Annotated in this window: 28 protein-coding genes and 1 pseudogene; 25 read left to right on the top strand and 4 right to left on the bottom strand. The window is 42.2% G+C overall.

The window, feature by feature from the left end:
• Positions 1-111: 111 nt before the first annotated feature.
• From ACESPQ_RS12195 to ACESPQ_RS12130, 14 genes are all read left to right on the top strand, one after another.
• Positions 112-570: a PTS sugar transporter subunit IIA gene (locus ACESPQ_RS12195; RefSeq protein ID WP_002606972.1), complete on the top strand. Its 459-nt coding sequence runs from the start codon at positions 112-114 to the stop codon at positions 568-570.
• A 32-nt stretch (positions 571-602) separates the two neighbouring features.
• Positions 603-2,027 carry a PTS ascorbate transporter subunit IIC gene (locus tag ACESPQ_RS12190; RefSeq protein ID WP_002606973.1) on the top strand — a complete coding sequence of 475 codons (1,425 nt, stop codon included), beginning with the start codon at positions 603-605 and terminating at the stop codon, positions 2,025-2,027.
• A gap of 25 nt (positions 2,028-2,052) precedes the next feature.
• Positions 2,053-2,331 carry a PTS sugar transporter subunit IIB gene (locus ACESPQ_RS12185; RefSeq protein ID WP_002606974.1) on the top strand — a complete coding sequence of 93 codons (279 nt, stop codon included), beginning with the start codon at positions 2,053-2,055 and terminating at the stop codon, positions 2,329-2,331.
• Between the two features lie 178 nt (positions 2,332-2,509).
• Entirely contained in the window at positions 2,510-3,364 is an 855-nt protein-coding gene (locus tag ACESPQ_RS12180) for a transketolase (protein WP_257335058.1), read from the top strand.
• Position 3,365: 1 nt separating this feature from the next.
• Entirely contained in the window at positions 3,366-4,325 is a 960-nt protein-coding gene (locus ACESPQ_RS12175) for a transketolase family protein (RefSeq protein ID WP_373144408.1), read from the top strand.
• 311 nt (positions 4,326-4,636) lie between these two features.
• Positions 4,637-5,368: a GntR family transcriptional regulator gene (locus ACESPQ_RS12170; RefSeq protein WP_002606977.1), complete on the top strand. Its 732-nt coding sequence runs from the start codon at positions 4,637-4,639 to the stop codon at positions 5,366-5,368.
• A 398-nt stretch (positions 5,369-5,766) separates the two neighbouring features.
• A complete protein-coding gene (locus ACESPQ_RS12165; protein ID WP_109770560.1) occupies positions 5,767-6,513 on the top strand; it encodes an amidohydrolase family protein in 747 nt (248 codons plus the stop codon).
• Positions 6,510-6,977: a PTS system mannose/fructose/N-acetylgalactosamine-transporter subunit IIB gene (locus ACESPQ_RS12160; RefSeq protein ID WP_002606979.1), complete on the top strand. Its 468-nt coding sequence runs from the start codon at positions 6,510-6,512 to the stop codon at positions 6,975-6,977. The genes ACESPQ_RS12165 and ACESPQ_RS12160 overlap by 4 nt, the downstream gene beginning before the upstream one ends.
• Positions 6,978-6,998: 21 nt before the next feature.
• On the top strand, positions 6,999-7,748 hold the full coding sequence (locus ACESPQ_RS12155; protein ID WP_109770561.1) for a PTS mannose/fructose/sorbose/N-acetylgalactosamine transporter subunit IIC: 750 nt from the start codon (positions 6,999-7,001) through the stop codon (positions 7,746-7,748).
• A 4-nt stretch (positions 7,749-7,752) separates the two neighbouring features.
• Positions 7,753-8,568 carry a PTS system mannose/fructose/sorbose family transporter subunit IID gene (locus ACESPQ_RS12150; protein ID WP_002606981.1) on the top strand — a complete coding sequence of 272 codons (816 nt, stop codon included), beginning with the start codon at positions 7,753-7,755 and terminating at the stop codon, positions 8,566-8,568.
• A gap of 12 nt (positions 8,569-8,580) precedes the next feature.
• Positions 8,581-9,297 carry an amidohydrolase family protein gene (locus ACESPQ_RS12145; protein ID WP_002606982.1) on the top strand — a complete coding sequence of 239 codons (717 nt, stop codon included), beginning with the start codon at positions 8,581-8,583 and terminating at the stop codon, positions 9,295-9,297.
• 9 nt (positions 9,298-9,306) lie between these two features.
• The gene (locus tag ACESPQ_RS12140) at positions 9,307-10,293 is read left to right on the top strand and encodes a hypothetical protein (RefSeq protein ID WP_373144407.1); all 987 of its coding nucleotides are present in this window, start codon (positions 9,307-9,309) and stop codon (positions 10,291-10,293) included.
• Positions 10,283-11,086, top strand: a complete 804-nt coding sequence (locus tag ACESPQ_RS12135) for a BtpA/SgcQ family protein (RefSeq protein ID WP_002606984.1) — start codon at positions 10,283-10,285, stop codon at positions 11,084-11,086. The genes ACESPQ_RS12140 and ACESPQ_RS12135 overlap by 11 nt, the downstream gene beginning before the upstream one ends.
• On the top strand, positions 11,086-11,481 hold the full coding sequence (locus ACESPQ_RS12130) for a PTS sugar transporter subunit IIA (RefSeq protein WP_002606985.1): 396 nt from the start codon (positions 11,086-11,088) through the stop codon (positions 11,479-11,481). The genes ACESPQ_RS12135 and ACESPQ_RS12130 overlap by 1 nt, the downstream gene beginning before the upstream one ends.
• A gap of 25 nt (positions 11,482-11,506) precedes the next feature.
• Here ACESPQ_RS12130 and ACESPQ_RS12125 read toward each other — a convergent pair whose 3' ends face one another.
• Entirely contained in the window at positions 11,507-12,436 is a 930-nt protein-coding gene (locus tag ACESPQ_RS12125; RefSeq protein WP_109770562.1) for a glycoside hydrolase family 43 protein, read from the bottom strand.
• Between the two features lie 263 nt (positions 12,437-12,699).
• A complete protein-coding gene (locus ACESPQ_RS12120) occupies positions 12,700-13,395 on the bottom strand; it encodes a VanZ family protein (RefSeq protein WP_109770563.1) in 696 nt (231 codons plus the stop codon).
• Positions 13,396-13,759: 364 nt separating this feature from the next.
• On the opposite strand from ACESPQ_RS12120, the gene ACESPQ_RS12115 reads away from it, so the two are divergent.
• Entirely contained in the window at positions 13,760-14,071 is a 312-nt protein-coding gene (locus tag ACESPQ_RS12115) for a hypothetical protein (RefSeq protein ID WP_002606988.1), read from the top strand.
• A gap of 4 nt (positions 14,072-14,075) precedes the next feature.
• The gene (locus ACESPQ_RS12110) at positions 14,076-15,560 is read left to right on the top strand and encodes an RDD family protein (RefSeq protein ID WP_373144406.1); all 1,485 of its coding nucleotides are present in this window, start codon (positions 14,076-14,078) and stop codon (positions 15,558-15,560) included.
• Positions 15,561-16,396: 836 nt separating this feature from the next.
• On the opposite strand, the gene ACESPQ_RS12105 is transcribed toward ACESPQ_RS12110, so the two are convergent.
• The gene (locus ACESPQ_RS12105) at positions 16,397-17,005 is read right to left on the bottom strand and encodes an ATP-binding cassette domain-containing protein (protein ID WP_044904009.1); all 609 of its coding nucleotides are present in this window, start codon (positions 17,003-17,005) and stop codon (positions 16,397-16,399) included.
• 1,373 nt (positions 17,006-18,378) lie between these two features.
• Entirely contained in the window at positions 18,379-18,777 is a 399-nt protein-coding gene (locus tag ACESPQ_RS12100; RefSeq protein ID WP_002606994.1) for a hypothetical protein, read from the bottom strand.
• 32 nt (positions 18,778-18,809) lie between these two features.
• Between ACESPQ_RS12100 and tnpA the strand changes: the two are divergent.
• The 9 genes and pseudogenes from tnpA to ACESPQ_RS12055 all read left to right on the top strand — a co-directional run bounded on the left by tnpA (position 18,810) and on the right by ACESPQ_RS12055 (position 25,354).
• Positions 18,810-19,190, top strand: a pseudogene (tnpA, locus tag ACESPQ_RS12095) (IS200/IS605 family transposase).
• Between the two features lie 289 nt (positions 19,191-19,479).
• The gene (locus tag ACESPQ_RS12090; RefSeq protein WP_233105537.1) at positions 19,480-19,635 is read left to right on the top strand and encodes a hypothetical protein; all 156 of its coding nucleotides are present in this window, start codon (positions 19,480-19,482) and stop codon (positions 19,633-19,635) included.
• Between the two features lie 309 nt (positions 19,636-19,944).
• On the top strand, positions 19,945-20,271 hold the full coding sequence (locus ACESPQ_RS12085; RefSeq protein WP_109770568.1) for a hypothetical protein: 327 nt from the start codon (positions 19,945-19,947) through the stop codon (positions 20,269-20,271).
• Positions 20,272-20,438: 167 nt separating this feature from the next.
• Positions 20,439-20,759, top strand: a complete 321-nt coding sequence (locus ACESPQ_RS12080) for a nucleotide pyrophosphohydrolase (protein WP_109770569.1) — start codon at positions 20,439-20,441, stop codon at positions 20,757-20,759.
• 13 nt (positions 20,760-20,772) lie between these two features.
• Complete coding sequence (locus ACESPQ_RS12075; protein WP_117441943.1) at positions 20,773-21,603, top strand: M55 family metallopeptidase; 831 nt, start codon at positions 20,773-20,775, stop codon at positions 21,601-21,603.
• Between the two features lie 23 nt (positions 21,604-21,626).
• Entirely contained in the window at positions 21,627-22,217 is a 591-nt protein-coding gene (locus ACESPQ_RS12070; protein WP_109770570.1) for a Crp/Fnr family transcriptional regulator, read from the top strand.
• Positions 22,218-22,277: 60 nt separating this feature from the next.
• Positions 22,278-22,580, top strand: a complete 303-nt coding sequence (locus ACESPQ_RS12065; RefSeq protein ID WP_373144405.1) for a cupin domain-containing protein — start codon at positions 22,278-22,280, stop codon at positions 22,578-22,580.
• Between the two features lies 1 nt (position 22,581).
• On the top strand, positions 22,582-24,303 hold the full coding sequence (gene hcp / locus ACESPQ_RS12060) for a hydroxylamine reductase (RefSeq protein WP_118002439.1): 1,722 nt from the start codon (positions 22,582-22,584) through the stop codon (positions 24,301-24,303).
• Entirely contained in the window at positions 24,296-25,354 is a 1,059-nt protein-coding gene (locus ACESPQ_RS12055; RefSeq protein ID WP_373144404.1) for a hemerythrin domain-containing protein, read from the top strand. The genes hcp and ACESPQ_RS12055 overlap by 8 nt, the downstream gene beginning before the upstream one ends.
• The last annotated feature ends 7 nt before the right edge of the window (positions 25,355-25,361 follow it).

Here is a 25,361-nt window from a genome sequence, read left to right as displayed (position 1 = left end):
AAGCGATTACAAATTGCACGATATCTAACATTTTGCACAAAAACGGGAAAACAATTGGTCTTGTATTTCCAACCGAAAAAAAAGATAATGAAAACGTAAAGAGGTAAGGTTATGACATCTATGGAAAAACTGTTACAGGAAAAAAACTGTTACCTGAGAGATCGGGTGCAGGACTGGAAAGAAGCTGTTCACATTGCATGTGAACCACTGATTGAGCAGAATTACTGCACAACGGCATATGAAGCTGCCATTTACGAAATCACAGAAAGGCTTGGTCCATACTATGTACTCTGTGAGAACCTGGCCCTGATTCACGCCAGCAACCAATCCGGTGTCAATGACACACAGATGGCTGTGACCGTGCTCAAGGAGCCGGTGAAATTCAAGCCGGACGGATATGATGTCCGTGTACTGGTAACACTGGTTGCCAAAGACAGTGAATCCCACATGGAAGGGATTCAGGCTGTATCCAACATCTTCTCCGATGAGAAGAAGGTTCAGGAAATTCTGGACGCAACATGCCCGAAGGAAATATTCGACCTGTTTGTTTCCAACGCATGTGAAAAATAGCGTTAACCATTTGAAAGGGAGGATTTACACATATGTTAGAATTTATTATCAACATACTGTCCACACCTGCAATTCTTGTAGGTCTGATGTCTTTGCTGGGTCTTGCGCTTCAGCGTAAGCCAATCGAAGATATTGTCAAGGGAACCGTTAAAACAATCGTCGGCTTCCTCGTATTATCTGCCGGAGCTTCGTTCCTGCAGTCCGGATCATTGAATGCGTTCGGTGATTTGTTCAATTATGCATTTAGTATGCAGGGGGTTGTACCAAACAATGAAGCCATTGTTTCTCTGGCTCTGAAGGACTTCGCTACAGATACTGCTTATATCATGTGTCTGGGTATGGTCTTCAATATCATTATGGCTCGTTTCTCAAGAATGCACTACATTTTCTTAACAGGTCATCATACTCTTTACATGGCATGTATGCTTGCCGTTATTCTGAATGTCGGTGGTCTTACCAGCTGGCAGCTGTGGCTGGGCGGCGGACTTCTGCTTGGCTTCATCATGGCATTCTCTCCTGCGTTCTGTCAGCCGACAATGCGCAAGATTACAAAAACGGATGAGCTTGGCTTCGGTCACTTCGGTGGTGCCGGATACTGGTTTGCTGCACAGTGTGGGAAGCTGTTCAAGGGCAAAGGGAAATCAACAGAGGAAGTTAACTTCCCTCAGCGTCTGACATTCCTGCGTGATACAACCGTAGCAATCGGTCTTACGATGGTTATCTTCTTCCTGATCGTTACAACTGTGGCGGTAAGCAAGGGTATCCTGAGTGCTGATGCTGCAGCTGTTCTTGAAAAATATCCAAACCTGGCCGGTCTGCTGAACGTTGGGGCTGAAACGAAGACACATTGGGCTGTATGGGCTATTACAAGCGGTCTGAGCTTCGCCGGTGGTGTTTACATCATCCTGAGCGGTGTTCGTCTGATCGTTGGTGAAATCGTTCCTGCATTCCGTGGTATTGCTGAAAAGCTGGTGCCGGGTGCTGTACCTGCAATTGACTGTCCGGTCGTATTCCCTTATGCACCAAACGCTGTACTGATTGGATTCCTGGTATCCTTCCTTGGAGGTATCGTAGGTCTGTTCATTCTTGGATTCATCGATTCCAGCATCATGAGCGTTGCATTGATTCTGCCTGGTGTTATTCCTCACTTCTTCTGTGGAGCAACCGCCGGTGTATTTGCAAATGCTGAGGGTGGATTAAAGGGCTGTGTATTTGGAAGCTTCATGCACGGGTTACTGATTACCTTCCTGCCTGCAATCTGTATGCCAGTTATGGGGTCTTTGAACTTCGCTAACTGTACATTCTCTGATGCAGACTTCTCCTGGATGGGAATCGTCTTCGGAAATATCGCTCAGATTGTTCAGGGCGTTGGTCTGTTAGGTGTCTGTGCGGTTGTATTCCTGATTCCTATCGTGTACAATTATGTTGCACCTAAGAAAGCAAAAAAAGCTGAATAGGCTTTAGAAAGAAGGAAAATAAATTATGGAAATCAGAAGCATTATGTGTTGCTGCGGACAGGGACTTGGAAGCAGCATGATCGTCAGCATGAATGTCGAAAAAGCTCTGAAGAAGCTGGGTGTATCCGGTGTAAAGGTTGAGCATACGGCAATCGGTGAAGTAACAGAAGGAAGTGCTGACCTGTTTGTCATCGGAGCAGACCTTGCACCTCAGATGACGAGCTACAAAAACAAGATCATCTTAAATCAGCTTATGGATATGAATGAAATCGAAACCAAGCTGAAAGAAGTATTCGGTCTTTAAAAAAACGGAAAAAGAAGGCTGTTTCTTCCATCCTTCTTTTTCTTCACAAATTTTTGATAAAAAACAGCAGAAATAAGCGTGAAAACTGGAGCATCGCTAATTGTACAGCGAACGTAAAAAGAGCAGTACCATACATTGCCTGAAGGCTTGCACGCTATCTGAAAAGGAGGTAATAGCATTGGAAACATCACAACTGAAGGAATTGCAGGTATTTGCTGCACAACTGCGAATGGATATACTGGAAATGCTGGAACACAGAGGATACGGACATTTGGGAGGTTCTCTATCCATCGTTGAACTGATGAGTGTTCTGTATGGTAAACAGCTGCATGTGGATCCGAAAAACCCGAAGATGGAGGATCGCGATATGGTCGTTTTATCAAAGGGTCATGCGGGACCTGCCTGGTACTGTGCGCTGGCAGAGAAGGGCTTTTTCGACAAGGAATGGCTGATGACACTGAATGATGGTGGTACAAGACTTCCAAGTCATCCCGACCGTACAAAAACTCCGGGTGTTGACATGACAACCGGATCTCTGGGACAGGGTACAAGTGCTGCTGCAGGTATTGCGACGGGGCTGCGTATGAAAGGATCAAGTCGTTATGTCTACATGATTGTGGGAGATGGCGAGTTGAATGAAGGGCAGTGCTGGGAAGCCTTCCAGTATGTTGCTCATTATAAGCTGAATAACTGTATCGTGATTATTGACGATAACAAGCGGCAGCTTGACGGGTATACGAAGGATGTCATGAATCCTTTCAGTATTCCTGATAAGATGAAGGCATTCGGCTTTGATGTTCAGGTCGTAAAGGGAAATGACATTGAAGCGATTGATGCGGCAATTGAACAGGCCAAAGCGGTAAAGGATCAGGCAGTATGTATCGTTCTGGATACGATCAAAGGACAGGGTGTACCGTACTTTGAAGAAATGGTATCCAATCATTCTGTTAAATTCAACAGTGATGAAGTTATCTATGAAACACATAAGGCGATTGCAGATTTAAAGCAATTTATTGAAAAGGAGGGACAGTAGAATGTTTACTCTCAGCAAAGACCGCAGTAAAAAAGGGAAAGAGCTGCGTATGGTTGTCGTGGAAACACTGCAGGATATGATGAAGAGCGATGCTCAGGTTGTGGCAATGGAAGCTGACCTTGGCGGTGCAAGCGGCTTTACCAAGATTCAGAAAAGCAATCCGGACCGGTTCATTCAGTGCGGTATTTCAGAAGCAAACATGACAGGTGTTGCGGCAGGGCTGTCTGTGACAGGCTTCAAACCGTATTTACATACGTTTGGACCCTTTGCTTCCAGAAGAATCTACGATCAGATTTTCCTGTCTGGTGCATATGCCGGTAATACAATGAACATATACAGTTCGGATCCTGGATTTACGGCAGGGCCAAACGGGGGTACACATACTACATGGGAGGATGTCGCTCTGATGCGCGCAATTCCGCATGCTGTGGTATGCGATGCAGCCGATGAGGTACAGCTGGACTGGATCATAAGAGAATTCGCAAGGATGGAAGGTGTGCATTATATCCGTGCAAATCGTAAGGATGTACGCAATGTATACGAAAAAGGCTCCACCTTTGAAATGGGAAAAGGAAACATTGTAAGAGAAGGAAGCGATGTTTTGATTATATCTGCCGGACAGCTGGTGAGCGATGCACTGGATTGTGCGGAAGTATTGTCAAAACAAGGAATTTCCGTGGAAGTCATTGATATGTTCTGCATCAAGCCGCTGGATGAGGAGCTGATCATTCGTGAGGCAGCAGGGAAAAAGGCTGTTGTAACATTTGAAAATCACTCGATTATCGGTGGTCTGGGAAGTGCTGTCGCAGAGGTTCTTGCGGAGAACAATATCTCTGTAAAGTTCAAACGACATGGTGTTAAAGAACGCTTCGGCGCAGTAGGTACTCCGGAATTCTTGCAGAAGGAATTCCGATTAACTGCAGAGGATTTGCTTCAGACAGTGGAAAACACATTGAAATAATACAAAGAGGGATCAGTCTGAATCTGATTCCTTTTTGTATGCATATCCGTCTTCGACAACATGTATTATATCAGTGAATTAACACATAAAATGCTATGCAATAGATATACCGGAAATTCCAGAAACTATGAGGCTTCTGCGTCTGTCCTTCTTCATTCTCATACATGGTTCTGCCATTTTTAAGTGTTCTTTATCACATGAACGAAGTAAAACCTTAAAAAAGAGAAGATGTTATATCATGTTATCTTTATTTTTATAACATGTTGTGTTATATTTTAAGGGGAACTACATTCAGGAAAGGGGATGAAACAATGCAGAAAAAAGAAGGTGCTCCGCTGTATCTGCAGATTTACAAGGAGTTGCAGAAACGAATAGAAAATGGAGTATATAAAGAAAATGAGCTTCTGCCATCAGAAGCATCCTTACAAGCGGAATTCAATGTCAGCCGTATAACGATTAGACGTTCACTTCAGGATTTGGAGCTTGCCGGATTTATAAAAGTGCAAAAGGGGAAAGGTGCTATGGTGCTGGCGAATAGAAAATATACCGATTTAGTCGGTGTCAGCAGTTTCTCACAGGATGCTATGAAGTCCGGGGAACGGCCTTCTTCTATTATCTTGGAATTTGAAGAAATGAAAGCTTCCGGAATCGTATGTGATTACTTACAGCTTCAGGAGGGCGCTGATATTTACCGCCTGAAACGTCTGCGCTTGAAAAATGGAAGAATCATCGGGATGAATGAACAGTTTATATCGAGGCAAACCGGTTTTGAACTACACGCAGATGTATTGAATGAAAAAACATCAATCTATGCCTTATATGAAGAACAGGGTCTCCATATAGAGCGTGCAGTAGAATCCATAGAGGCGGTAATGCCATCTACGGCATTGCGGAAAGAGCTTTATATGAATGAAGGAGAGCCGTTATTTAGGAGAGAGCGAATCACTTATGATTACAAGAACAGGCCGCTGGAATTATCGATAAATTCCTATAAAGCGGATGAATACAAATATATCATTACATTGAAAAAGGATGAGCTATAAGCAGCTTATTGATCTGTTGCAGTAGGCTTTCACTCTGTGGCTTCACGAGTCTGTCTGCATGCTTATGATATCCCGTTGAGGAAAATGAATATGTCATATTTTTGATGAAAGCAGTGAACGGTTGTTTGCTGCTCTTTTTAATTTACAGCAAAGTAATGCATACCGTATTGCTTCATAAGTAAATAGAATAAAAAAGGGCATATAATCCAGTCCGCCATTACTTTTTTGTTTCGATGATATAACAAGTAAACAGCTATTATACCGCATGTTTTTATGTAAAAGGCTTACATAGATAACAAAATTTGTAATTCATACAGTTAATATTGACAAACATGATATAATAAGTTATTATATGGCTGTAACATGTTATATCATGATTAGAACAGGAGGGAGACGACTTGAAGTATTATGATATTCACTCCCATTTAGGGAAGACAAGCTCCGGAGATGAAAACACACCCAGCGAGCTGGTAACAGATTTGAAGAGGTATGGTATTGAAAAGGTCGGTATCAGCTGTCTTTCAGGGATATCTACAAGAGAGCAGAATGATTTGATTTACCGTGCAATGCAGGAATATCCAGAGGTCATTGAGGGCTATGCGTTTATCAATCCAAAGGATGCAGCTGCAGAAAATGAAATAGACCTATGCCTTGGGACATATGGCATGAGTGCAGTGAAGTTTCATTCCTGGAAGCATGGCTATTATCCGGATAATTCCGGATCCCTCGATCGCCTGCTGGACAAAATCGATTCCTATGGTGTGCATGTGCAAACCCATGTCGGTACTGCACCAATCAGCAATCCCTATGTCTGGGCAGAATATGCCAAAAAGCATCCGCATGTCCGTTTTGTATTCACTCACATCGGGTATTATGAATTCGGGATGTCCACGATAGAAGCGGTTAAGGATTTGCCGAATGTCTGGGTGGAAAGCTCCGGACAAATGGATGTAGAGGTATTAAAAAAAGCGATAGCTGTGCTGGGATCGAAACGTGTCTGCTTTGGTACGGACTGGCCCTATAAGCCGGTAAATATGGAGATCAGCAAATTTTATGAGTTGGAATTAACAGAAGAGCAGCGCGCTGATATTTTTTATCGGAATGCTGAAAAATTATGGAAGCGAGTAAGGGAGGAACAGATATGAACATAACTACGTTTCGAATTGATGATCGACTGATTCACGGACAGGTGGTAACCGCTTGGATAGCACATAGTGATGCTAAGCAGATTTTGGTTGCGGATGATGCGGCTGCGAAGGATACCCTGCAGCAGTCCCTCCTCAAAATGGCAACACCGAAAAAGGTTGATTTAAAAATTATGAGTCTTGAGGATGCAAAGCAGCTGATTCAAAACGACGAGAGTGATACAAAAACACTGCTGCTTGTACGCGGTCCGAAGCAGGCGTTGTATTTGATTGACAGCTGCAGCGATGTAAAAAGTATAAATGTCGGAAATATCAATATGAAAAAGGGGAAAAGAAAAATTCTGGGGAACTGCTGGCTGAATGATGAGGAAGAAAAGGATATTCGTCTTCTTGCAGAAAAGGTGGAGGTTGAAGTACGCGCTGTACCAAATGAGCATAAACAGATTCTGGTAAATCTGCTTTAATTTAGAAAGGAAGGGAATTTTATGAGTTTATTTTTACAGGCATTTCTTGTCGCGCTGGCTGTGACAATTGCATTTATTGATGCACATACAACACAGACACACATCTTCCGCCCAATATTTATTGGACCACTGGTTGGTGCTATCATGGGGGATTTCAATACCGGATTGCAGGTAGGTGTAACCGTTGAGCTTATGTTTCTTGCTGTTATCTTTGTTGGAACAGCAGTACCCCCCAATCCCACGATTTCAACAGCAATCGCAACTGCTGTAGCCATTTTGGGTGGCGGAGGGACAGATCTGGCAGTAGCAACTGCACTTCCTGTATCCTTCATAGGTCAGATTGCGGAGACGGTGCAAAATTCCGTAATCAATGTATGGTTTATGCATAGAGCGGAGCATGCGATTGAAATACTGGATACAAGAGGGCTGGTTATGAACAATATCGTCTTTACAATGGCGATGAATGCCCTTCTCTATGGAGTACCAACCTTTCTTGCTGTATATTTTGGTGCCGATTTTGTAGCAGATATCATTAAAGCGATTCCGGATAAGATTATAACCGGATTATCTGTAGGAGGAAATATGGTAGGTGCTGTCGGTTTTGCTTTACTGCTCAGCTCTATCAAAAATCATACCATGTGGCCGTTCCTGTTTCTCGGATTTTTCTTTGCGGCCTATCTGCAGATCAATATGGTAGGTATTGCACTGCTGGCTGTTGTTTTTGCGGCACTGTATTACTATTTCAAACTTGCAGATGAGGGAAAGGAGTAGGCAAATGGAAGCAAAGAAACTAACAAAAAAAGATTTATGGAAGGTATTCCGCGGTCAGCTTACAATCCGTGGAGCAAATAACTATGAGCGCCAGCAAAATGCCGGCTTTACTCAGGCTATGATGCCGGTCATTGAAAAGGTCTATGACAATGATGAGGATAAGCGGGAGGCTTATGAACGGCATATGGAATATTTTCTGACAAATGATATCACAAGTGCTATTCCTGTCGGAATTGCTGCGGCAATGGAAGAAATGCACGCGAATGATCCAGATATGGACCCCAATGCAATCAATGCGGTAAAAACTGCCCTTATGGGACCTCTTGCAGGCCTTGGGGATTCCTTGCTGAATGGTACAGCAAGACCTATTCTGGCAAGTCTTGCCATTTCTCTTGTACATGCCAATCTGGGATGGGTAGGACCGATATTCTTTGTTATCGGTATGAGTATCGTTTCCCTGGGCATCCGCTATCTGGGAGTATTTCAGGGATATAAGCAGGGAATCAAGCTTGTTGAAAAAATTAACTCCAGTGGTCTGATTTCCAAAATTACAGATATTGCCGCAATCGCTGCCTATACGATTGTCGGAGGCTTCATACCGGCTCTGGTTGTTATGAACATTCCGATTGAAATAAAGTCCGGTGAGACAGTTATCAATATTCAGAAGACATTGGATGGTCTGATGCCGGGTGTTCTGGGTCTGGCCTATACCTTCCTGATGTATTATCTGGTAACAAAGAAAAAAATCTCGGCAGTTAAACTGATTTTCTTCACAATGGTGTTTGCTATACTTGCAGTTTATGCAGGCATTCTTGGCTAAGGAGGTGCTCTGATGATAGATATTCATTCGCATTTAAAAACAGACAGTGGAGAAGGCAGTGTGCAAAAGCTCTTGCGGGATATGGACCGTTTCCATATCAATCGGCGTGTTATTTCAGATATGCGCTATGATGATGTGCAAGACGGAAACCAGAAAATTGCTGAGCTGGTAAAGGAATACCCTGAGCGTTTGATCGGATGTGCAGTGCTGAATCCTGCACTATCTACGATTCTCGAGGATACAAGACATGCCTGCTCGCTGAAAGAAATCCGTATGATAGAATTTGATTCATATCGTCATGGCTATGCTCCCGATGATTGTCCTGTTCTGGATGAGGTGTTCGCAATGCTGCAGGAGCGCGGTTTGCCTGTTAAGGTATTTTCCGGTATTGGCGCAAAGGCCTTGCCGCATCAGTGGGAATCGTATACAAGAAGATATCCGCAAATACCGTTTATCTATTTGCATATGGGATGCTTTGATTACGGGTACAGCTGCGTGGATATTGTAAAGCGTAATAAAAATGCATATGTAGAAACGAGTAATCAGTATGAAATGCAGATTCTGAAAAAGGCATTCCGGCAGCTTCGTGAAGAACAGATCGTATTCGGAACAACCTATCCGCAGCGTTTTACAAAAAATGCTGTGGAGGTATTTGATTTATTTGATTTGAAAGAGGATCAGCTGCAGATGTTTACGGATGGAAATGCCAAACGTCTGCTGCAGATGTGAGGAAAAAGAATGTATACAGTAAATTTAGAAAAGGCGAGGAAAGCTCTTCCGGCTGCTGCTGTGAAGGACTTTGATGACATTGTTGAGCAAAGAGTATTAGGGGCTAGCAAGCATATTCAAATGATTGGGAAAATGATTGAGCAAATTGCTGTTGACAGTGTTGAAACGAATCGTACGATAGCGGAAATGCTGGAGCGAATCCAGGAGGTCTGTCAGTTTTTTATTCATACCAGAGGAGAGGCATCGCAGGCGATAACGAATGCTGTCTATCTGATGACTGCCGGATACAGACAGCATGAGGAACGTGATATTCGTACCTATGCACAGCGTATTATAGATGTGAAAAAGCAATATGAGCGGGATTGTACGGCCGCATCAGAAACCGCTGTTTCCTATGCTGTGGAAATAGGGAATCGTATGTCTGCAATCATGGTATATGATTATTCCAGCAGTGTGGAAGCATTCCTGCGTAAAATCAACGGTCCCAAGCGTATTTATATACCGGAAAGCCGTGTGATCAATGGCGGTGCTCCCTTCGTTCAGTCATGTCTTGAAGCAGGACATCAGATTCATTTCATTCCTGATGCGAGCATGATGTATTATATGAAATCCTGTGATGGTGTTTTTATGGGGGCAGAGAGCATATACCCGGATGGTACGGGCTTCAATACAACCGGATCTGATATTGTCGGTCTGCTTTGTGATTATTTTCATGTGCCGCTGTATTTTATATCCCCTTTGATCAAGCTGGATGTACGTCCTGTGTATGGAAAAGAGAAATGTACGGTGATAAACGATTTGCGAAGCAAGCTGGAACCTGTGGCAAATCCGAAGCAGGTGAAGGGAACCATTGATTATACAGCACCGGAGCTGCTTGCGGTGTCACCGGGGTTTATCAAGGCGTTCATCACGGAGCAGGGAGTAATTCCGGCTACGCAAATGTATGATATAAGCATGAAGTATATAAAAGAACTGAGAGGTGCAGATGATGTTTAAACCTGATTGTACGGCATTTGCCATGATCCAGCCCAGTGCGCTGCCTGGAAGCTACCGGCATGAGGATAAAACGATTGATGATATCGTTGCAGAGGTTTTGGAAGAAACACAAATGATTGTGGATAATGGCTTTGACGGCGTAATTTTACAAAATATGAACGATATGCCAATCAAGCAAATTGCAGCTCCGGAGGCAATCGCCTATATGACGCGTATCGCATATGAAATAAAGCATCAGTATCCGCAGCTTATCCTTGGTGTTCTTGTGAATTGGGATGGCGTTGCTAGCCTTGCTGTGGCGGATGCCGTACATGCTGATTTTGTGCGTGTGGAGCATCTGTTTACAGGTGCAAATGTTACAAGTGCAGGTATATTGGAGGGGCAGTGTGTTGAAATCGCAGCCTTGCGTAAGAGAATACGCTCCAAGGTACCCGTATATGCGGATATACAGGAGGTTCATGGAATCCCGTTAGGTGGTAAGCCGATTGATGATGCAGCATGGGAAGCAGTGCATGAGGCTTTTGCGGATGGATTGTTTGTATCCGGCAAAAGCAAGGAGGAAAGCCTTGAAATGATACATGCTGTACGTAAAAAGCTTCCGGATACACCGGTAATTTTAGGTGGAGGCGCCAATGGCGAAAACATTGAAGAGCTATTGCAATACTATGATGGTGTATCGGTCGCAACATGGGTGAAAAATGGAAATATGAAAAATCCAATTGATCCAAAGCGTGCAGAGATTTTCATGAGCAGTGTGCAAAAGGCCAGAGAAAAGAAACGGGGGAGATCGTAATGACAGGACTTATCATCTGCGGTCATGGTGACTTTGCTGCAGGGATGTACAGCTCCTTGAAGCTGTTAAATGGGGAGTGTGAGCATCTTGTCTGCATAAGCTTTCAGGAGGGAACCTCCTTTGAAGACCTGTGCGACACGGTGAATAAGGAAGTGGAAAGGTTTATCGACGGAAATGTCATTATCCTCACTGACTTGCCGGGCGGCTCTCCTTTTAAAGCTGCCGCAATGGCTACCTTTCAGTATGACTATGCCAGAGCGGTAACCGGCACGAACTTTCCTCTTTTGCTGGATTTGGTTTTATCAAGGGATTATGCAGAGGATGTGGATCAGCTGCTTGATCAAAGTATTGATAACGCAAGGGAAGCGTTAATGAAAATGTCATTGGAGCAGTAAATGAAAAAAAGAAGAGAAAGACCTTTTATGAGGCTCCTTCTCTTCTTTTGCTATTTGTGAAGAACGTTTCATCCTGCCATTCAATCTTTAATCCTCCGTTATCTGATATCTGAATCGGAAGCATGCTGTAGGCAGAGGAGCGCAAATCATCCGGGTGCCAGTGATCCAGCAGTACATAGGGCTGATTCTGCACAAAGAAAATACAGGTCCCCTGTCCGTCAAAGGTGGTATGATATGCAGGACCGGTGCAAGGATTATCGATCAGCTTCCATGGTCCTATCAGATGGTCACAGATGCCATATAAGGAGGGATTGGGTTCCCAGCCGCTGCATCCGGAAGTAATCATGTAGTAGCGGTTATGGAAATACATGATGGCCGGTGCCTCCCTCTCCTGATCCTGAAAAATACTGATATAGGAACCGGTAACATCCAGATAATCATCACTTAATCGTGCAATATTCATTGTTTTATTGTAATTTGCACTGTGAATCAGCCAGGCACTGCCGTCCAGATCCTGAAACAGCGTCATATCCCTGCTGTCCTGCCGGTTGGGCTGAAAGCTCTTTAGCCAGACAAATGGTCCGGTTGGAGAAGCTGCGACCGCAACATTAACACCGGCATAGTAATAATCTGCAGTATCCGCATGGGTATACATTACAAACTGCTTGGTGCTTTTATTATATAATACTCTGGGGCGTTCACATATGTTTTTGGTATACAGCATGTGTGCAGGGTTGTTTACTACCGGTGAAAGTACAATACCTTCATTCCTCCAGTTTTCCAAGTCTTCAGAGGAGTAACAGGAAATACCAATAAAATCGACGTGACGATTAACTGTTTCCGTATCCTTGTTCTCTCCATACCAGTAATATATTCCTTTATGCTGCAGTATCATTCCGCCATGTGCCTGTATAGGTTTTCCTTCGGTATCCGTCCATAATGTTTTGTTTTTCATTGTTAAGCTCCTTTTTCATGTCAGTCTGTAAGCATAGCAATATTATAAGGGATGCATCTATAACATACAATGGATATCAATATAGAGATATGCTTTTGGTGTATCAAAACGAAATTTTATAATTTCAACCTGCTTTGGTATCTTTATTTTTAAGTTTCCTGAATTGATTAAATGTGAATCCATACGCTGATTTTGTTTGTCTAGGCGAAGATCACAAAGCTAGATTCTAGTGAACGAAGTATGAGCCGAATGGAAAATACTATTTACTTTTTCAAAAAGATAGATAGACTTTTATACAACGGAGTGAAACGTAAAATTATATAAGACAACAGAACACCGCTGAAATTCAGGATAAAATCATCAATATCCATAGTACCGCTCAGTGTAAAAAACTGCAGAATCTCTACCATGATGATGATAAATGCCATACGGAGCAGCAGCTTCACAGGACGCTTCGCCCAGTCAGTAAGTAAAAGCAGGAAAAAGGAAAACGGCATAAAGGCAACAAAATTACCCAGCAGATTCATAACGGCAATCCGGTTGTCCACATACGGCATATCGAAAATCGCCATCATCTGATGAATGGTTGCGAACGGCTTCAGACTGGTTCCATATTCCCATTGCATCCGCAGGGCATCCGGATAGGACTGCGAGCGCAGGTCTACATAATCTCGTGCGAACTCACTGGCAAAAAAGAGGATATAGATCATTTGAAATATATAGAAGGAAAACAGGACGGTCCACATGAGACGCAGATTTCTTGTTTGCTTTTGTGTATCATAGAGACGGTTCTGCAGGCAGACACCAAGGATCAGTGTCGAGCATATGAGGACAGAAAACATAACGATTCCTGAGAAGTTCAGATAATTTTCTATTGTGAGATAAAAATAAAGCAGCATTGCCATTATGGATATGCCAAGGCATACATAGGACAGCTCTTTTTTATATTTCATGGACATGCAAAAACTCCCTTCATGTGTATATATGATATAGGAGAACGGATATTTCCACAAGAGGAGAAGCCTTAATATTTTCTTATGTTTGTCGAAAGAAATAAGATAAGCGAAGAAAGCGGCAGCAGAACTTCCCATTCTGTCGTTTTTTTGGAAAAGCTGTTGGACACGGAAGAAAAACTCCAACGGATTCTTCTACTAAATCACAGGGCGATACCATATACTGTAACGGATATCCCCGTGTAAAATATAGGATGAAAAAGCAGTGTACGGACAACTGTACGGGAATCTTTAACTTTTTCTTAAGACGGGAAATACCATATACAAATGCGGATTCTGTAGTATAATATCCTTGTGAGGTTAAACAAGAATGAAGATATTTACATGTGAAAAATGCGGTACTTCTATCAAACTGCATTTTATAAAGGGCTATGTGCATCTGCGCTGTCCTGCCTGCGGGGCAGAGTATCAGCTTGATACTGGAAGCCTGAAAAAATATATGCTCATACCTCTGCTGTCCGTTGCGGCGGCGGTTGGTACCAGCTTGCGATTTCTGCAGGGAAGAACAATCGATATTAAATGTATCTATATACTGACAGTGTCTTTTGTGCTGTCGGGGCTGCTGGGCACGCTTTGTGTCAAGACAGGACTGTTAACGTATGAAGAGAAGGAAAACAGGTGAAGGCATGAAAAAAATGAGGAAAACACCAGAAAAACAATATCAGCTGGCTGTGGATGGCATTCGTCCGCTGAATGTACAGGACAGTAAGGACAGGCTGCTTGCATTCTGTATGGATGTCAGCATCATGCTGTGTCCGATTGCTTTATGGAATATTATTCTGCTTGCCGTGCTGGGAAATATCATCAGTATCTCCGGCATTAAGCTGATCAGCATCTTTATCGGGGTGCTGCTTGTTATATCTATTTTATTTCTGAACAGCTATATCTACCGGCAAACCGGCGGACAGAGTGTCGGCATGCGCATGTTCGGCTTTAAGGTGGTCAAGAAAAGCGGGCGCAGGGCCAGCAGACAGCAGCTACTTCTGCGGGAGCTTGTAGGCTTCGATCTTCCGTTTATCATTCTGATGTATTTTACAAATACATTCGGTGTTGCTGCATACTGGGGGTTGAACGGTTTGTTTACACTTGCGGACAGCCGTCATCGCTCTTTGATCGATCTTGTTCTTGGAACACGGGTTGTTGCATTAGAGAAAGCACAACAGCCTGTACAAAAAGAAAAAGCTCCGCAGGCGGTAAAGCAGCTGCTGCCGAAACAGGCTGAGCAGCCGGAATTGATTATGAATACGATGGATCTGCATATTCATTCCAATTTCTCCGATCGCGGGCAGTATAATGTTGAAGAGATTTTCCAATATGCGAAGCGCAACCACATTCGGACGGTTTCCATAACCGATCTGGACTGTGCAAAGGCAAACAGTATTGCGGTGAGAATGAGTGAGCTGTATGGTGTAACCTATATTCCGGGTATTGAAATCAACTGTGATCTGCGTGGAAGACGTGTGCGTATTCTCGGTTATTTCATTCAGTATAACAGTGAATTATTCGCACACATTGAAAATGAAAGTCTGGTGAATGAGAAGCGGGCCAGCATTGACCGTGTCCGCAGATTTGAGGCATTGCTCGGACGTAATATTGATGAGGAACGGCTTCTGAAAAGCAACCGGTTCCAGCGTTTGAGCGGTGAACTGATTGCCAAGCATGTACTGAATCGACCGGAATTTGATGATTGTGCCATTTTAAAGCCGTATCGCAGAGATGAATTCGGATGGCGAGCTTTGAAAAAAGATTACTTCGCATACGGAAAGCCTTGCTATGTACCTGTGAAGTATCCATATCTTAAGGATGTACTGGATGTCATTGAACTGACGGGCGGTATCTCTGTGCTTGCCCATCCAGGAAAGCTGCTGGTACAGGAGCCGGAGCTACTGGACGAGGCTTTGCGCATGGGTGTACAGGGAATTGAAGTCTTCCATCCAATGCATACAAAGAAGGAAATGGCAAGTCTGTTAAAGCTTGCGACAGACCGTAAGCTGCTCGTCAGTGCGGGAAGCGGCTTCTATAATATGGAAGGAAACACACGCATCGGAAGATGCAACTGTCCAAAGGAGGCAGAAGGCTTAATCGATATGATGCTGCATGCACGTATGTAAGAAGATAAGAACAGACAGATTCATAGAGGATGAATTTGTCTGTTCTTGTAACTATTAAAAGTCGTTTATCTACAGGACTCCTTCCAATTAGTGACTTAAACTTATACGAGAAGAGTCATTACAATCATTACGTAATACTTTTATTTATTATGTCTCTTTATCCCTATGAACCCTTAAAAGTTAAATATTAATGTTTTATATATAGCTGCTGTAGTCAGTATTAGGGGTGTTTATAATGAATTATTTTTTTTAGTATAAGTTACCTTATTCCACTCTTTCTGGCGAAGTCCAATGTAAAAATAGTTTAATGAATAAGAAGCTACTATCACCTGTAAGTAACACGATTTTAAAAGATAGTTAAAAGGCCATATAAATAATCAATGCATAAATGAAGAATAATCATGAATATAAATATTATGATACTGTCTACTTTTTTGTCATTAGTCATCTTTATTTTAAGTAATAGCAAGTAAATAAATAACAACCCTGCTTTATCTATCATAATAAAGCCTATATAGATATGATGAGAAAATAGATAACAAGAAATAAGTTGTATTACTGCTAAAAATATATCACTTATCAAACTTTTTTTAATAATTAAATCACGAAGCAAATTAGGTTTTCGAATTTCTATTTCATACTTTAAATTCATAAAGTAAAATGTAGTATCAAAAAGATATAGTATTTCAAATAACAAGAAGAGACAAGTAAGACATATCATTAAAATGTTCGTAGGCATACCGTAAACTACCTGATTGAAAAATATTTTATTGTAGTTTAATAATAAATAGGAGATAGGAAAAAGCAAACTGTAAGCTAATAGATATTTGTGCTTTCTAATCAATACATTCATATAATTGTTCCTTATCTATAGTAAATTTCCTGTTGAAAGGGATTTCGTCAACTCCATCATGAGCACATATAATAATAGTTTTCTTATCAGAATTTAATTTCTTTACAAGTTCAATAAATTTATTGCTTGATGTATTATCGAGACCTCTTGTAGGCTCATCAAATAAGATAATATTCTGATTTTCCATAATAGCTTGAATAATACCAAGTTTTTGACGCATACCTACTGAATATTTTTTTACTGCCCTTTTATCTTCTAAAGTTAAATCAAAATATTCCATATAGCTTTGAACAGTTTTTCTATCGTAACTGTTTTTCAGATCATATAAGAATTTCAAATTATATTCAGCACTCTCGTTCTCAATAAACGCAGGATTTTCAATTAAAGCACCTATGTCAATATCATTATTTTCGATTATTACTTCACCTTTATCTGCATTTAAAAGACCAGCAATTATCTTTAAAAGAGTAGATTTTCCTGAACCATTTGATCCGGTGATATGAATCAAATCACCTCTGTGAATATCCATATTTACATTACGTAGAATGCTAACATTATGAAAAGCGATAGAAATATTTACAAGTTGTATCATTTGATTGTCTCCTTCACAATTTTTCGAGTATAGGCAGCATGATTAAGTAATGAAACACAAACATTAATAAAAATGGTGCCATTAATAATATTTTAGTTATTCTTTTGCTAACAAAAAGAGCGGCAGCATTTAAACAACTAATCATAAGGTATAGGATACTGATGTTAATCAAATATAGCATATATATCTTTGGCATATATGCAAGTTGATTATAAAATGGAAGTATATAAGTTATGATGATAAAAATAAGAGAATTAAGAAACTCTATGCATAAGATTTGAGTTACAAGTTTGTTTTCTTTGATCCTTAAGAATATGTGATATTTCATAGCATATAAACAATTAGCCCTCCAATAGTTAAAGGAAAAAAATATCGAACACGTAACTAAAGGCAAGTAGTTATTCCCTATGTATGATATAAAGCCAATCTTCGAATCGCTTTCATATAGAAATAGGAAAAAAATCAGAATAGAAAGAATATATAATAGGATATATTTACTCTTAAGAGATACTATGTAATTTCTCAGCATAAGTATTTTCTCCATTTCTTTAAAAGCACATACAATATAGAAATAAAGAATATATAAAATATGAAGGCAGAAAGATAATTTAAATACCCTATTTGAAGCAATGACATTCCAGGACAAATCAAACTTGTAGGTAAAATTGCATTTGTCAATAACCGTAAGGATAAAGGTATTGATTTATATTGAAAAATAATTACACTTAATCTTATTACTAAATTCACTAAAACTACACTACCTATCATTATCAATAATGGATAAAGGTGAAAGAAATATCGCCTTTTTATAAAGAAAATGGATACATATACAAAAATGATAAAGAGAGTGAAGCCTAGGCAACTGAATAGTGAGAACAAGAGATAATTGATAATGGGATTTTTAAAAAATAATAAATAATCATCAGGAATAAAATGAATAGACAATGAGGGATGATAAACAAAATATATACCTAAAAGAATGAAACAATGTAATAAAGATATGGAAAGAAAAGATTCTGCTAGAAGTTTTTTCAAATTACGGATGTGAAATTTTTTTATACCGATTCGTAATATTGCGATGTTTTCTGCGCCATTTTCATGTAGTGCGAATATATTATATAGCAGAATGTTAGGAAGAATAAGCAATAGTAACAGAATAAATATAAGATTTAAATTAAAATCCCAGATACGAATACCAACAGAGAATAAATTCCATTCATTTGCATATTGGAAAAAATCCTTTGCATAAAAAACAGCATAGGAGCTGAGAGTAATTAGTGCAGTAAATAAGATTATTAAGTGTTTTTTTTGTTTCATAATGGCCCCTTTTATAACAAAAACCGAAAGACTTCGGTTTTCTATTATGTATTCATTTAATTTGTCGGTGTAAAATTAATGGAAACTTGACCTCCAAAATTTACATTAGAAGAGGAAACTCTTGCGCCAATCCACCAATCCTTGGACTTGTATCCGTTTAAATAATAAATTCTTTTATCATAACCTTCCGCTAAAGAATAATATGAATTGGAACGGCGTTCCCCATGGAAATAAAAGTCTCCATATGTCGTCCAACCTGTATTATTAGAATATAGATGAATATAACCATAGTCACAAGCTTTGTTTTTCTTAGTAGATGTTTTCGTTCTTTCACTCCAAGCACCCCAAGCTGGGACATTTAGCGTTTCTTTTGAAGACCATTGAGTAGCAGATATTGAGAGAGTTGTCGTTAAAGCAACAACTAAGGTGAAAAAGCATACAAAAATTTTTTTCATAGTACCCCCCCTTTTCTTTAGTTAATTATAACATGTTATCCCCTTGTTTACAAGCTCGTATCATATTGTTTACCCCCAAATATAAAAGAAAAGTGTTTTATGGAGAAAAGAGGCTGGAAATTGGAGTTATATTAAGATAATTATGTGATTGGAAGGGGTAAAATAATAACAGCAGAAGTATGTCCAGATCATGTACATGCTAGTGGAAATACCGCCGAAAATGAAAGTATCAGGATTCATGGGATTTCTGAAGGGGAAAAGCAGTATTATGATATATCAGAAATGGAGAAGCATGAAATACAATTATAGAAACAGATCATTCTGGTGTAGAGGAATACAGTAGGAAAAATGACAAAGTAATCAAAGCATGTATAGAGCAGCAACTGAAAGAAGATGAATTGAGTGAACAATAGATTCTCCATATAGAGGACTCGTTTACGGGTAATCGTAAATAGAAATGCAAATACGTATTGTTATGCTGGAAAGCGTAGCTTGAATTTGAGCTCCTTGGGGCGATTACGTAAAAACACCAGCTATGCTAGTGGATATTTATTCTTTATTGTATCTTGATTATGATAATATTCAAGCAATTACCGTCATTCTTAACTATCATATAAAAAGCATATACTTTTGATTCCTCTACAAAGATGAATTAATTATATTCAACATTCATTTCAGAATTAAGTATACTTACGCTTACTTATGGCAAGTCTGTTAAAGCTTGCGACAGACCGTAAGCTGCTCGTCAGTGCGGGAAGCGGCTTCTATAATATGGAAGGAAACACACGCATCGGAAGATGCAACTGTCCAAAGGAGGCAGAAGGCTTAATCGATATGATGCTGCATGCATGTATGTAAGAAGATAAGAACAGACAGAAGCCATACAAGCCGGTTTCTGTCTTTTTTCAGCTGCTTTGCAAAGCTGCCTGCTTCATAAGGGCGTATCCCTGCTTTATGATAAAAGAAGTATCCTTTTTCGACTTAAGAATGCTTAAGCATTTCATCCTATACAAGCTGTACGATATATGCTATAAATAATGCAGATGCATCCGTTTACCGGTATGGAAAACCATCGAATTCACGGCAATTTCCTGCTCCTCCTCATCGGATAAAGGCAATTTACACATTTATCATTATCGTGCACACGATACAGGAAAGGGTTATTCAATGAACCTATATCTTACAGATTTCAACCAAAATGCCACGCTGATACCTATTTTTATGCACGGACTGGCGATTTCCATCATGCTGACAGTGGGGACGCTTTCCATGCTGAAAAAGAAGAAGGTATGCGACAAACGCTATTTCATCTGGGGGCGGGTGAACCACATAGCATGTGCTGTGCTTCTGATCTGGGTCATAACGACAAAGGGATATGGTCGGCCGCTGGAATTTTTATTACTTATCAGTTTTGTCCTGCTCCTGTATATGCTGCTGTTGATCACCCTGATTGTCAATTGTTTAAAAATCAGGCACAGAGGGTCAGCTTCATGAGCTTGCAAGACGATCTGTTAAAGACTGTAAGGTCTGCATATCGTAGAACGGTATGTGTTGGGAATACACGACAGTAAGGATATATGATACAATAGCGCTGGATGCATACAGCTGCAGAAGCTGTACTACACAAAAAGACAATAGAACATAAAGAAAAGAGGTATACTATGGAAACAGCAATCGAAAGAGTAAGAGCTTTTGTGAAGGATCGTGACTGGGATCAGTTTCATACGCCGGATAATCTGGCAAAATCCATCTGCATAGAGGCAGGGGAGCTGCTGGAATGCTTTCAGTGGCAACCGGAGAAATATGAACATCGCGCGGTGTGTGAGGAGCTTGCGGATGTGATGATTTACTGTATGCAGCTCGCGGATAAGCTGCAGGTGAATATGGAAGATATCATTCTGGATAAAATGGAAAAGAATGAAAAGAAGTATCCTGTGGAAAAAGCCAGAGGAAATGCAGCGAAGTATGACGCATATGAATAAACAGGAGGCAGCTATGAAAAAACTGTATATTTCTGCGGATATCGAAGGAATCTGGGGAAACGGGGCCTTTGCACATACTGCGAAGAATGGCACAGAGTATGAGGAATACCGCACGAATATGATTTCGGAGGTAAACCTGTTGATTGATAAGCTGTTTACGGCAGGAGCTGAGGAAGTCGTGGTGAATGACGGTCATGGCAATATGGATAATCTGAGCGCATCAAGACTGGACCCGCGTGCCTGTATGGTGGTAAGCAATGGTGCCTATAAGGAATATGGGATGATGGAGGGACTGGACGATACCTTTGACGGTGTATGCTTTGTCGGATATCATTGTCGCAGCAATACCCGCGGCGTCATGGCACACACGATATGGGGAACTCTGGTGAGAAGCATCCACGTTGACGGCGAGGAAATGGGAGAGAGCGGCATCAACGCCCGACTTGCCTGGGAATATGGTGTTCCGATCGTGCTCATCAGCGGCGATGATCTGTTGAAGGAACAGCTGAAGGAGGAACTGCCGATGCCGTTTGCTTATGTGGAAACCAAGCGTGCAATCTCTTCCCAGTGTGCCCTTTCCTGCAGCTGGCAAATGCTGGAGGAACGCTATGAGCGTGCCGTTTCATCCATGGAAGCACTCTGTGGACAAGCGCCTGTCTATGCCAAAAAACCACATTGTGTGGATATCACCTTTCATCATGAACGCAATGCCGATTTTGTTTCCCGCATGGACGGCGTGACACGGATATCGGATTGCACGGTACGCATACAGAAGGACAGCTATGATGAAGTATACCGGTATCTTCGCTTTGTTATAAAAATAAGCAATGCATTTGCCGCATAAAAGCAGAGAAAGCAGGTGAAGCCATGAAGCAGATGCATATTCTGGATCAGATGAAACCGGAGGAGGTCGCAGAGCTGAAGGCGCAGTCTGTCACGAAAACGTTTCAGCGACGGGAAATCATTTTCCATAAGGAGGACACGCCGAAGTATTTGTATGTATTGCTGGAGGGAGCGGTTTGTGTTTTTGATGATACACCGGACGGTACCCGCAATATTCTGACCATCATACGGGAGCCGATGGACTGCTTTGCAGAGGTTTATCTGTTTATTGATGAAAAGCTTCCCTTTTCTGCGGAAGCGATGAAGAAAAGCACGGTGCTTATGATTCCCCGCAGGGTGCTGCACCAGTTTCCCCAAATCAGCCGAAACCTGAATGTCATGCTTTCACAAAAAGCATATACGCTGTCACAGAAGCTCAAGCTGTTAATGAAGGACAGTTTGCGTGAAAAAATCATGGAATATATGCAGCAGCATCCCGATGTCCTGTTGAAGCGCCATGAGCTGGCAAGCTTTCTCGGTGTCAGCCGACCGGCTCTTTCCAGAGAGCTGTATCGCATGGTGGATGACGGACTTCTGGTTCTTGATGAGCATGGAAGCTTTAAAACGGTAATATAGATTACCGCTTTTTTTCTGTCTGCGCGCTATACTTGCTTCGTAAGCAAGGAGGCGATATCTGTGAAAACAGAAACAATACAGGAAATGGCAGGAGTGCAGGACGGTGCTATCGTGTCGAAAATACTGACGCAAAACGGAAGCACAACGCTGTTTGCACTGGCTCAGGGAGAGGAAATCCAGGAACATACGAGTACGCGGACAGCGCTGGCAATCGTATTGGAGGGACGTATTATATTCACCGTTGATGGAGAAGAAAAGGAAATACAGGGTATGGAGGCAGTTCATCTTCCGGCATCTGTTGTACATGCCCTGCGTGCAGACACAAACAGCCGTATGCTGCTGATGCAGAAGAAAGAGCAGTAATATGGAAGAAATGTTTTGCTTTCAGTGTCAGGAAACGATGAACCAGACGGCATGTACCGTGCAGGGCATGTGCGGGAAAAGTGCAGCGTGCGCCAATCTGCAGGATGCCTTGATACGGGCAAGTCAGTATGCCGCATTATATGATACAGCATCGGACGAACAGCTTATGAACAATCTGTTCATGACGATAACGAATGCTAACTTTTCCACAGCGGATATCCGCAGGGCGATTGAAAAAACATATACCGGAAAATCTGTGGAGGAGCTGACACGGGAGGGATGCCTGAAGAATCAAAAAGAGACTGTGCGTTCCTTGCAGGAGCTTATTTTGTACGGACTGAAGGGGCTGTGCGCCTATCTGTCGCATGCAGCTGTGCTGGGATTTCGGAAAGCAGAGCTAAGCAGCTTTGTTCGCAGCACCCTTGTATATTTGCTGGAGGATCACGAACAAAAGGAGTATCTGACGTTGCTTGATAAGACCGGCGAGATGGGAGTACAGGCCATGGCACTGCTGGATGAAGCAAACACAGCCACCTATGGTCAGCCGGAAATCACCACGGTATCTCTGGAAACAGGAAGCCGCCCGGGTATTCTGGTATCCGGACATGATCTGCACGACTTAAAGGAGCTGCTGGAACAGTCACGTTCACAGGGAATCGATATTTATACACATGGGGAAATGCTGCCGGCGCATTCTTATCCGGAATTTAAGAAATATGAGCATTTCAAAGGGAATTACGGAAATGCGTGGTGGAAACAGAATGAGGAATTTGAAGCATTCAACGGGCCGATTCTGATGACAACCAACTGCATCATTCCGGTAAGGGACAGCTACAGGCAGCGCATCTTTACAACCGGTGTTGTCGGATATGACGGACTTGAGCATATAGAAGCAGTGAATGGAAGGAAGGACTTCCGCTGTATTATCGAACTGGCGAAGCACTGTCCTGCACCGCAGCAGCTGGAAACAGGGAGTGTAATCGGCGGCTTTGCACATGCACAGGTCATGGCGTTACAGGATCAAATCGTGGAAGCCGTAAAAAACGGGGATATCCGGCAGTTTATCGTTATGGCGGGCTGTGATGGACGGCACAGCACCAGAAGCTACTATACCGATTTCGCCAGGGCACTTCCAATGGATACGGTGATTCTGACAGCCGGATGTGCAAAATACCGTTATCTGAAGCTTGATCTGGGAATGATCAACGGGATTCCCCGTGTCCTGGATGCGGGACAGTGCAATGATTCCTATTCTCTAGTACTGATTGCAGAAGCACTGAAGGAGGCCTTTGGCTTACAGGATATCAACGAGCTGCCAATCCTCTATAACATTGCATGGTATGAGCAGAAGGCGGTCATCGTATTGCTGGCACTGCTGCATCTGGGTGTGAAGAATATCCATCTGGGACCGACGCTGCCTGCCTTTTTGAGCCCTGAAGTCGTACAGTGGCTAAAGGAGAGCTATGGAATCAGAACAATTCAGGAGGTTGAAAAAGATATGGAGAATTTCGGTATTACGAAACGTGAACCATCCTATGGGGATATGACGATGGCGGAGCTGTTGAAGCTGGATGAGGGGATGGAGGATGTGCTGTATGAAGCAGGCTTCCACTGTCTGGGGTGCCCAAGCTCTCAGTTTGAGTCCTTACGCGATGCCTGTGAGCTGCATGCCCTGAATGTTGATGAGGTGTGCGCAGCCATACGGGAGTACCGTCATGAGTAAGCGGCTGGGAGGAATTCATCAGCTGCTGTATAAGCGCATCTGTTTTCTAAGCGAATGGAATGAAGCCTTGTGCATTGCGTTGCACAGGGAACAGAAGCATCGCTGTCACAGGCTGCAGCTGACGGATCTGATTGATGAAAACAACATTCATGAAAGCCTGCAGGAAATGATGAAAGAGGTACAGCGCGAGCATGCTGTGTTAAGTGAGCATCTTCTACATGAGCAGGGAAAAGAGGCTGCCGCGCAGGTGATTGCAGGCTTTGGACAGCGGCATACAGTGGATGGCGATCTGACACAGCTGCTGAAGCAGATCGAAGCAGTGTTTCTTCATGGAATGCCCTGTGAACGTAACCTGGTCATGGAAGTGCAGGATGATACACATGCACGTATTGTATGGAAGAATGATTCCCAGCTGCAGTATTACCAAAATCCTTCCTTATGGCTGTGGGAGCGGGAACAGCTGCTTCAAAAAATGCTTCCGGCAGATTATGTATATGAGGAGTATGCAAAGGAAGCAGTTTTATATAAAGACGCTGTGTCCCCTACATGGGTGGAACAGCTGGAATATGAGCATGAAATGATTTCACACCTGCTGGCTGCCATGCAGGAATACTCGCTATCCATACTGCGGACAAAGCAGGTGGACAGGAAATGGCTGAAAAACTGTCTTGATTATCTGCAGGACTATGCGGATGTCTTTCATCATCAGAAGGAGGAGGAGCTGGTGTTCAGCCGTTTGAAGCAGGCAAGTCCGCAGGGGAAAATCCTTGTCGAACAGGGAATGGTTGTGGAGCATGATCTCGCAAGATATTACATCCGCTCCATGAAGAAGCTGCTAAAGAAGGATGTCACTGAGAAGGTCTGTGTACGTCTGATCGGTTTCATTCAGGCATATATTGATCTGCTTGAACGTCATATTGAAAAGGAAAACAGTGTGGCGTATCCCTATGTGGTGCGTAAGCTTGCGATGGATGAGATTCAGAAAGCGTTCGATGCATATGGTGAGTATGAGCGAATGGAGGAGTTAAGGGAGTTCTTGAAGCTGTCCTGATGGATGC

Source organism: Clostridium sp. HGF2, from assembly GCF_964240115.1.
Classification (GTDB): domain Bacteria; phylum Bacillota_I; class Bacilli_A; order Erysipelotrichales; family Erysipelotrichaceae; genus Clostridium_AQ; species Clostridium_AQ innocuum.
The sequence above is the reverse complement of the archived record's forward strand: the minus strand, read 5'-3'. Positions and strand labels throughout refer to the sequence as shown.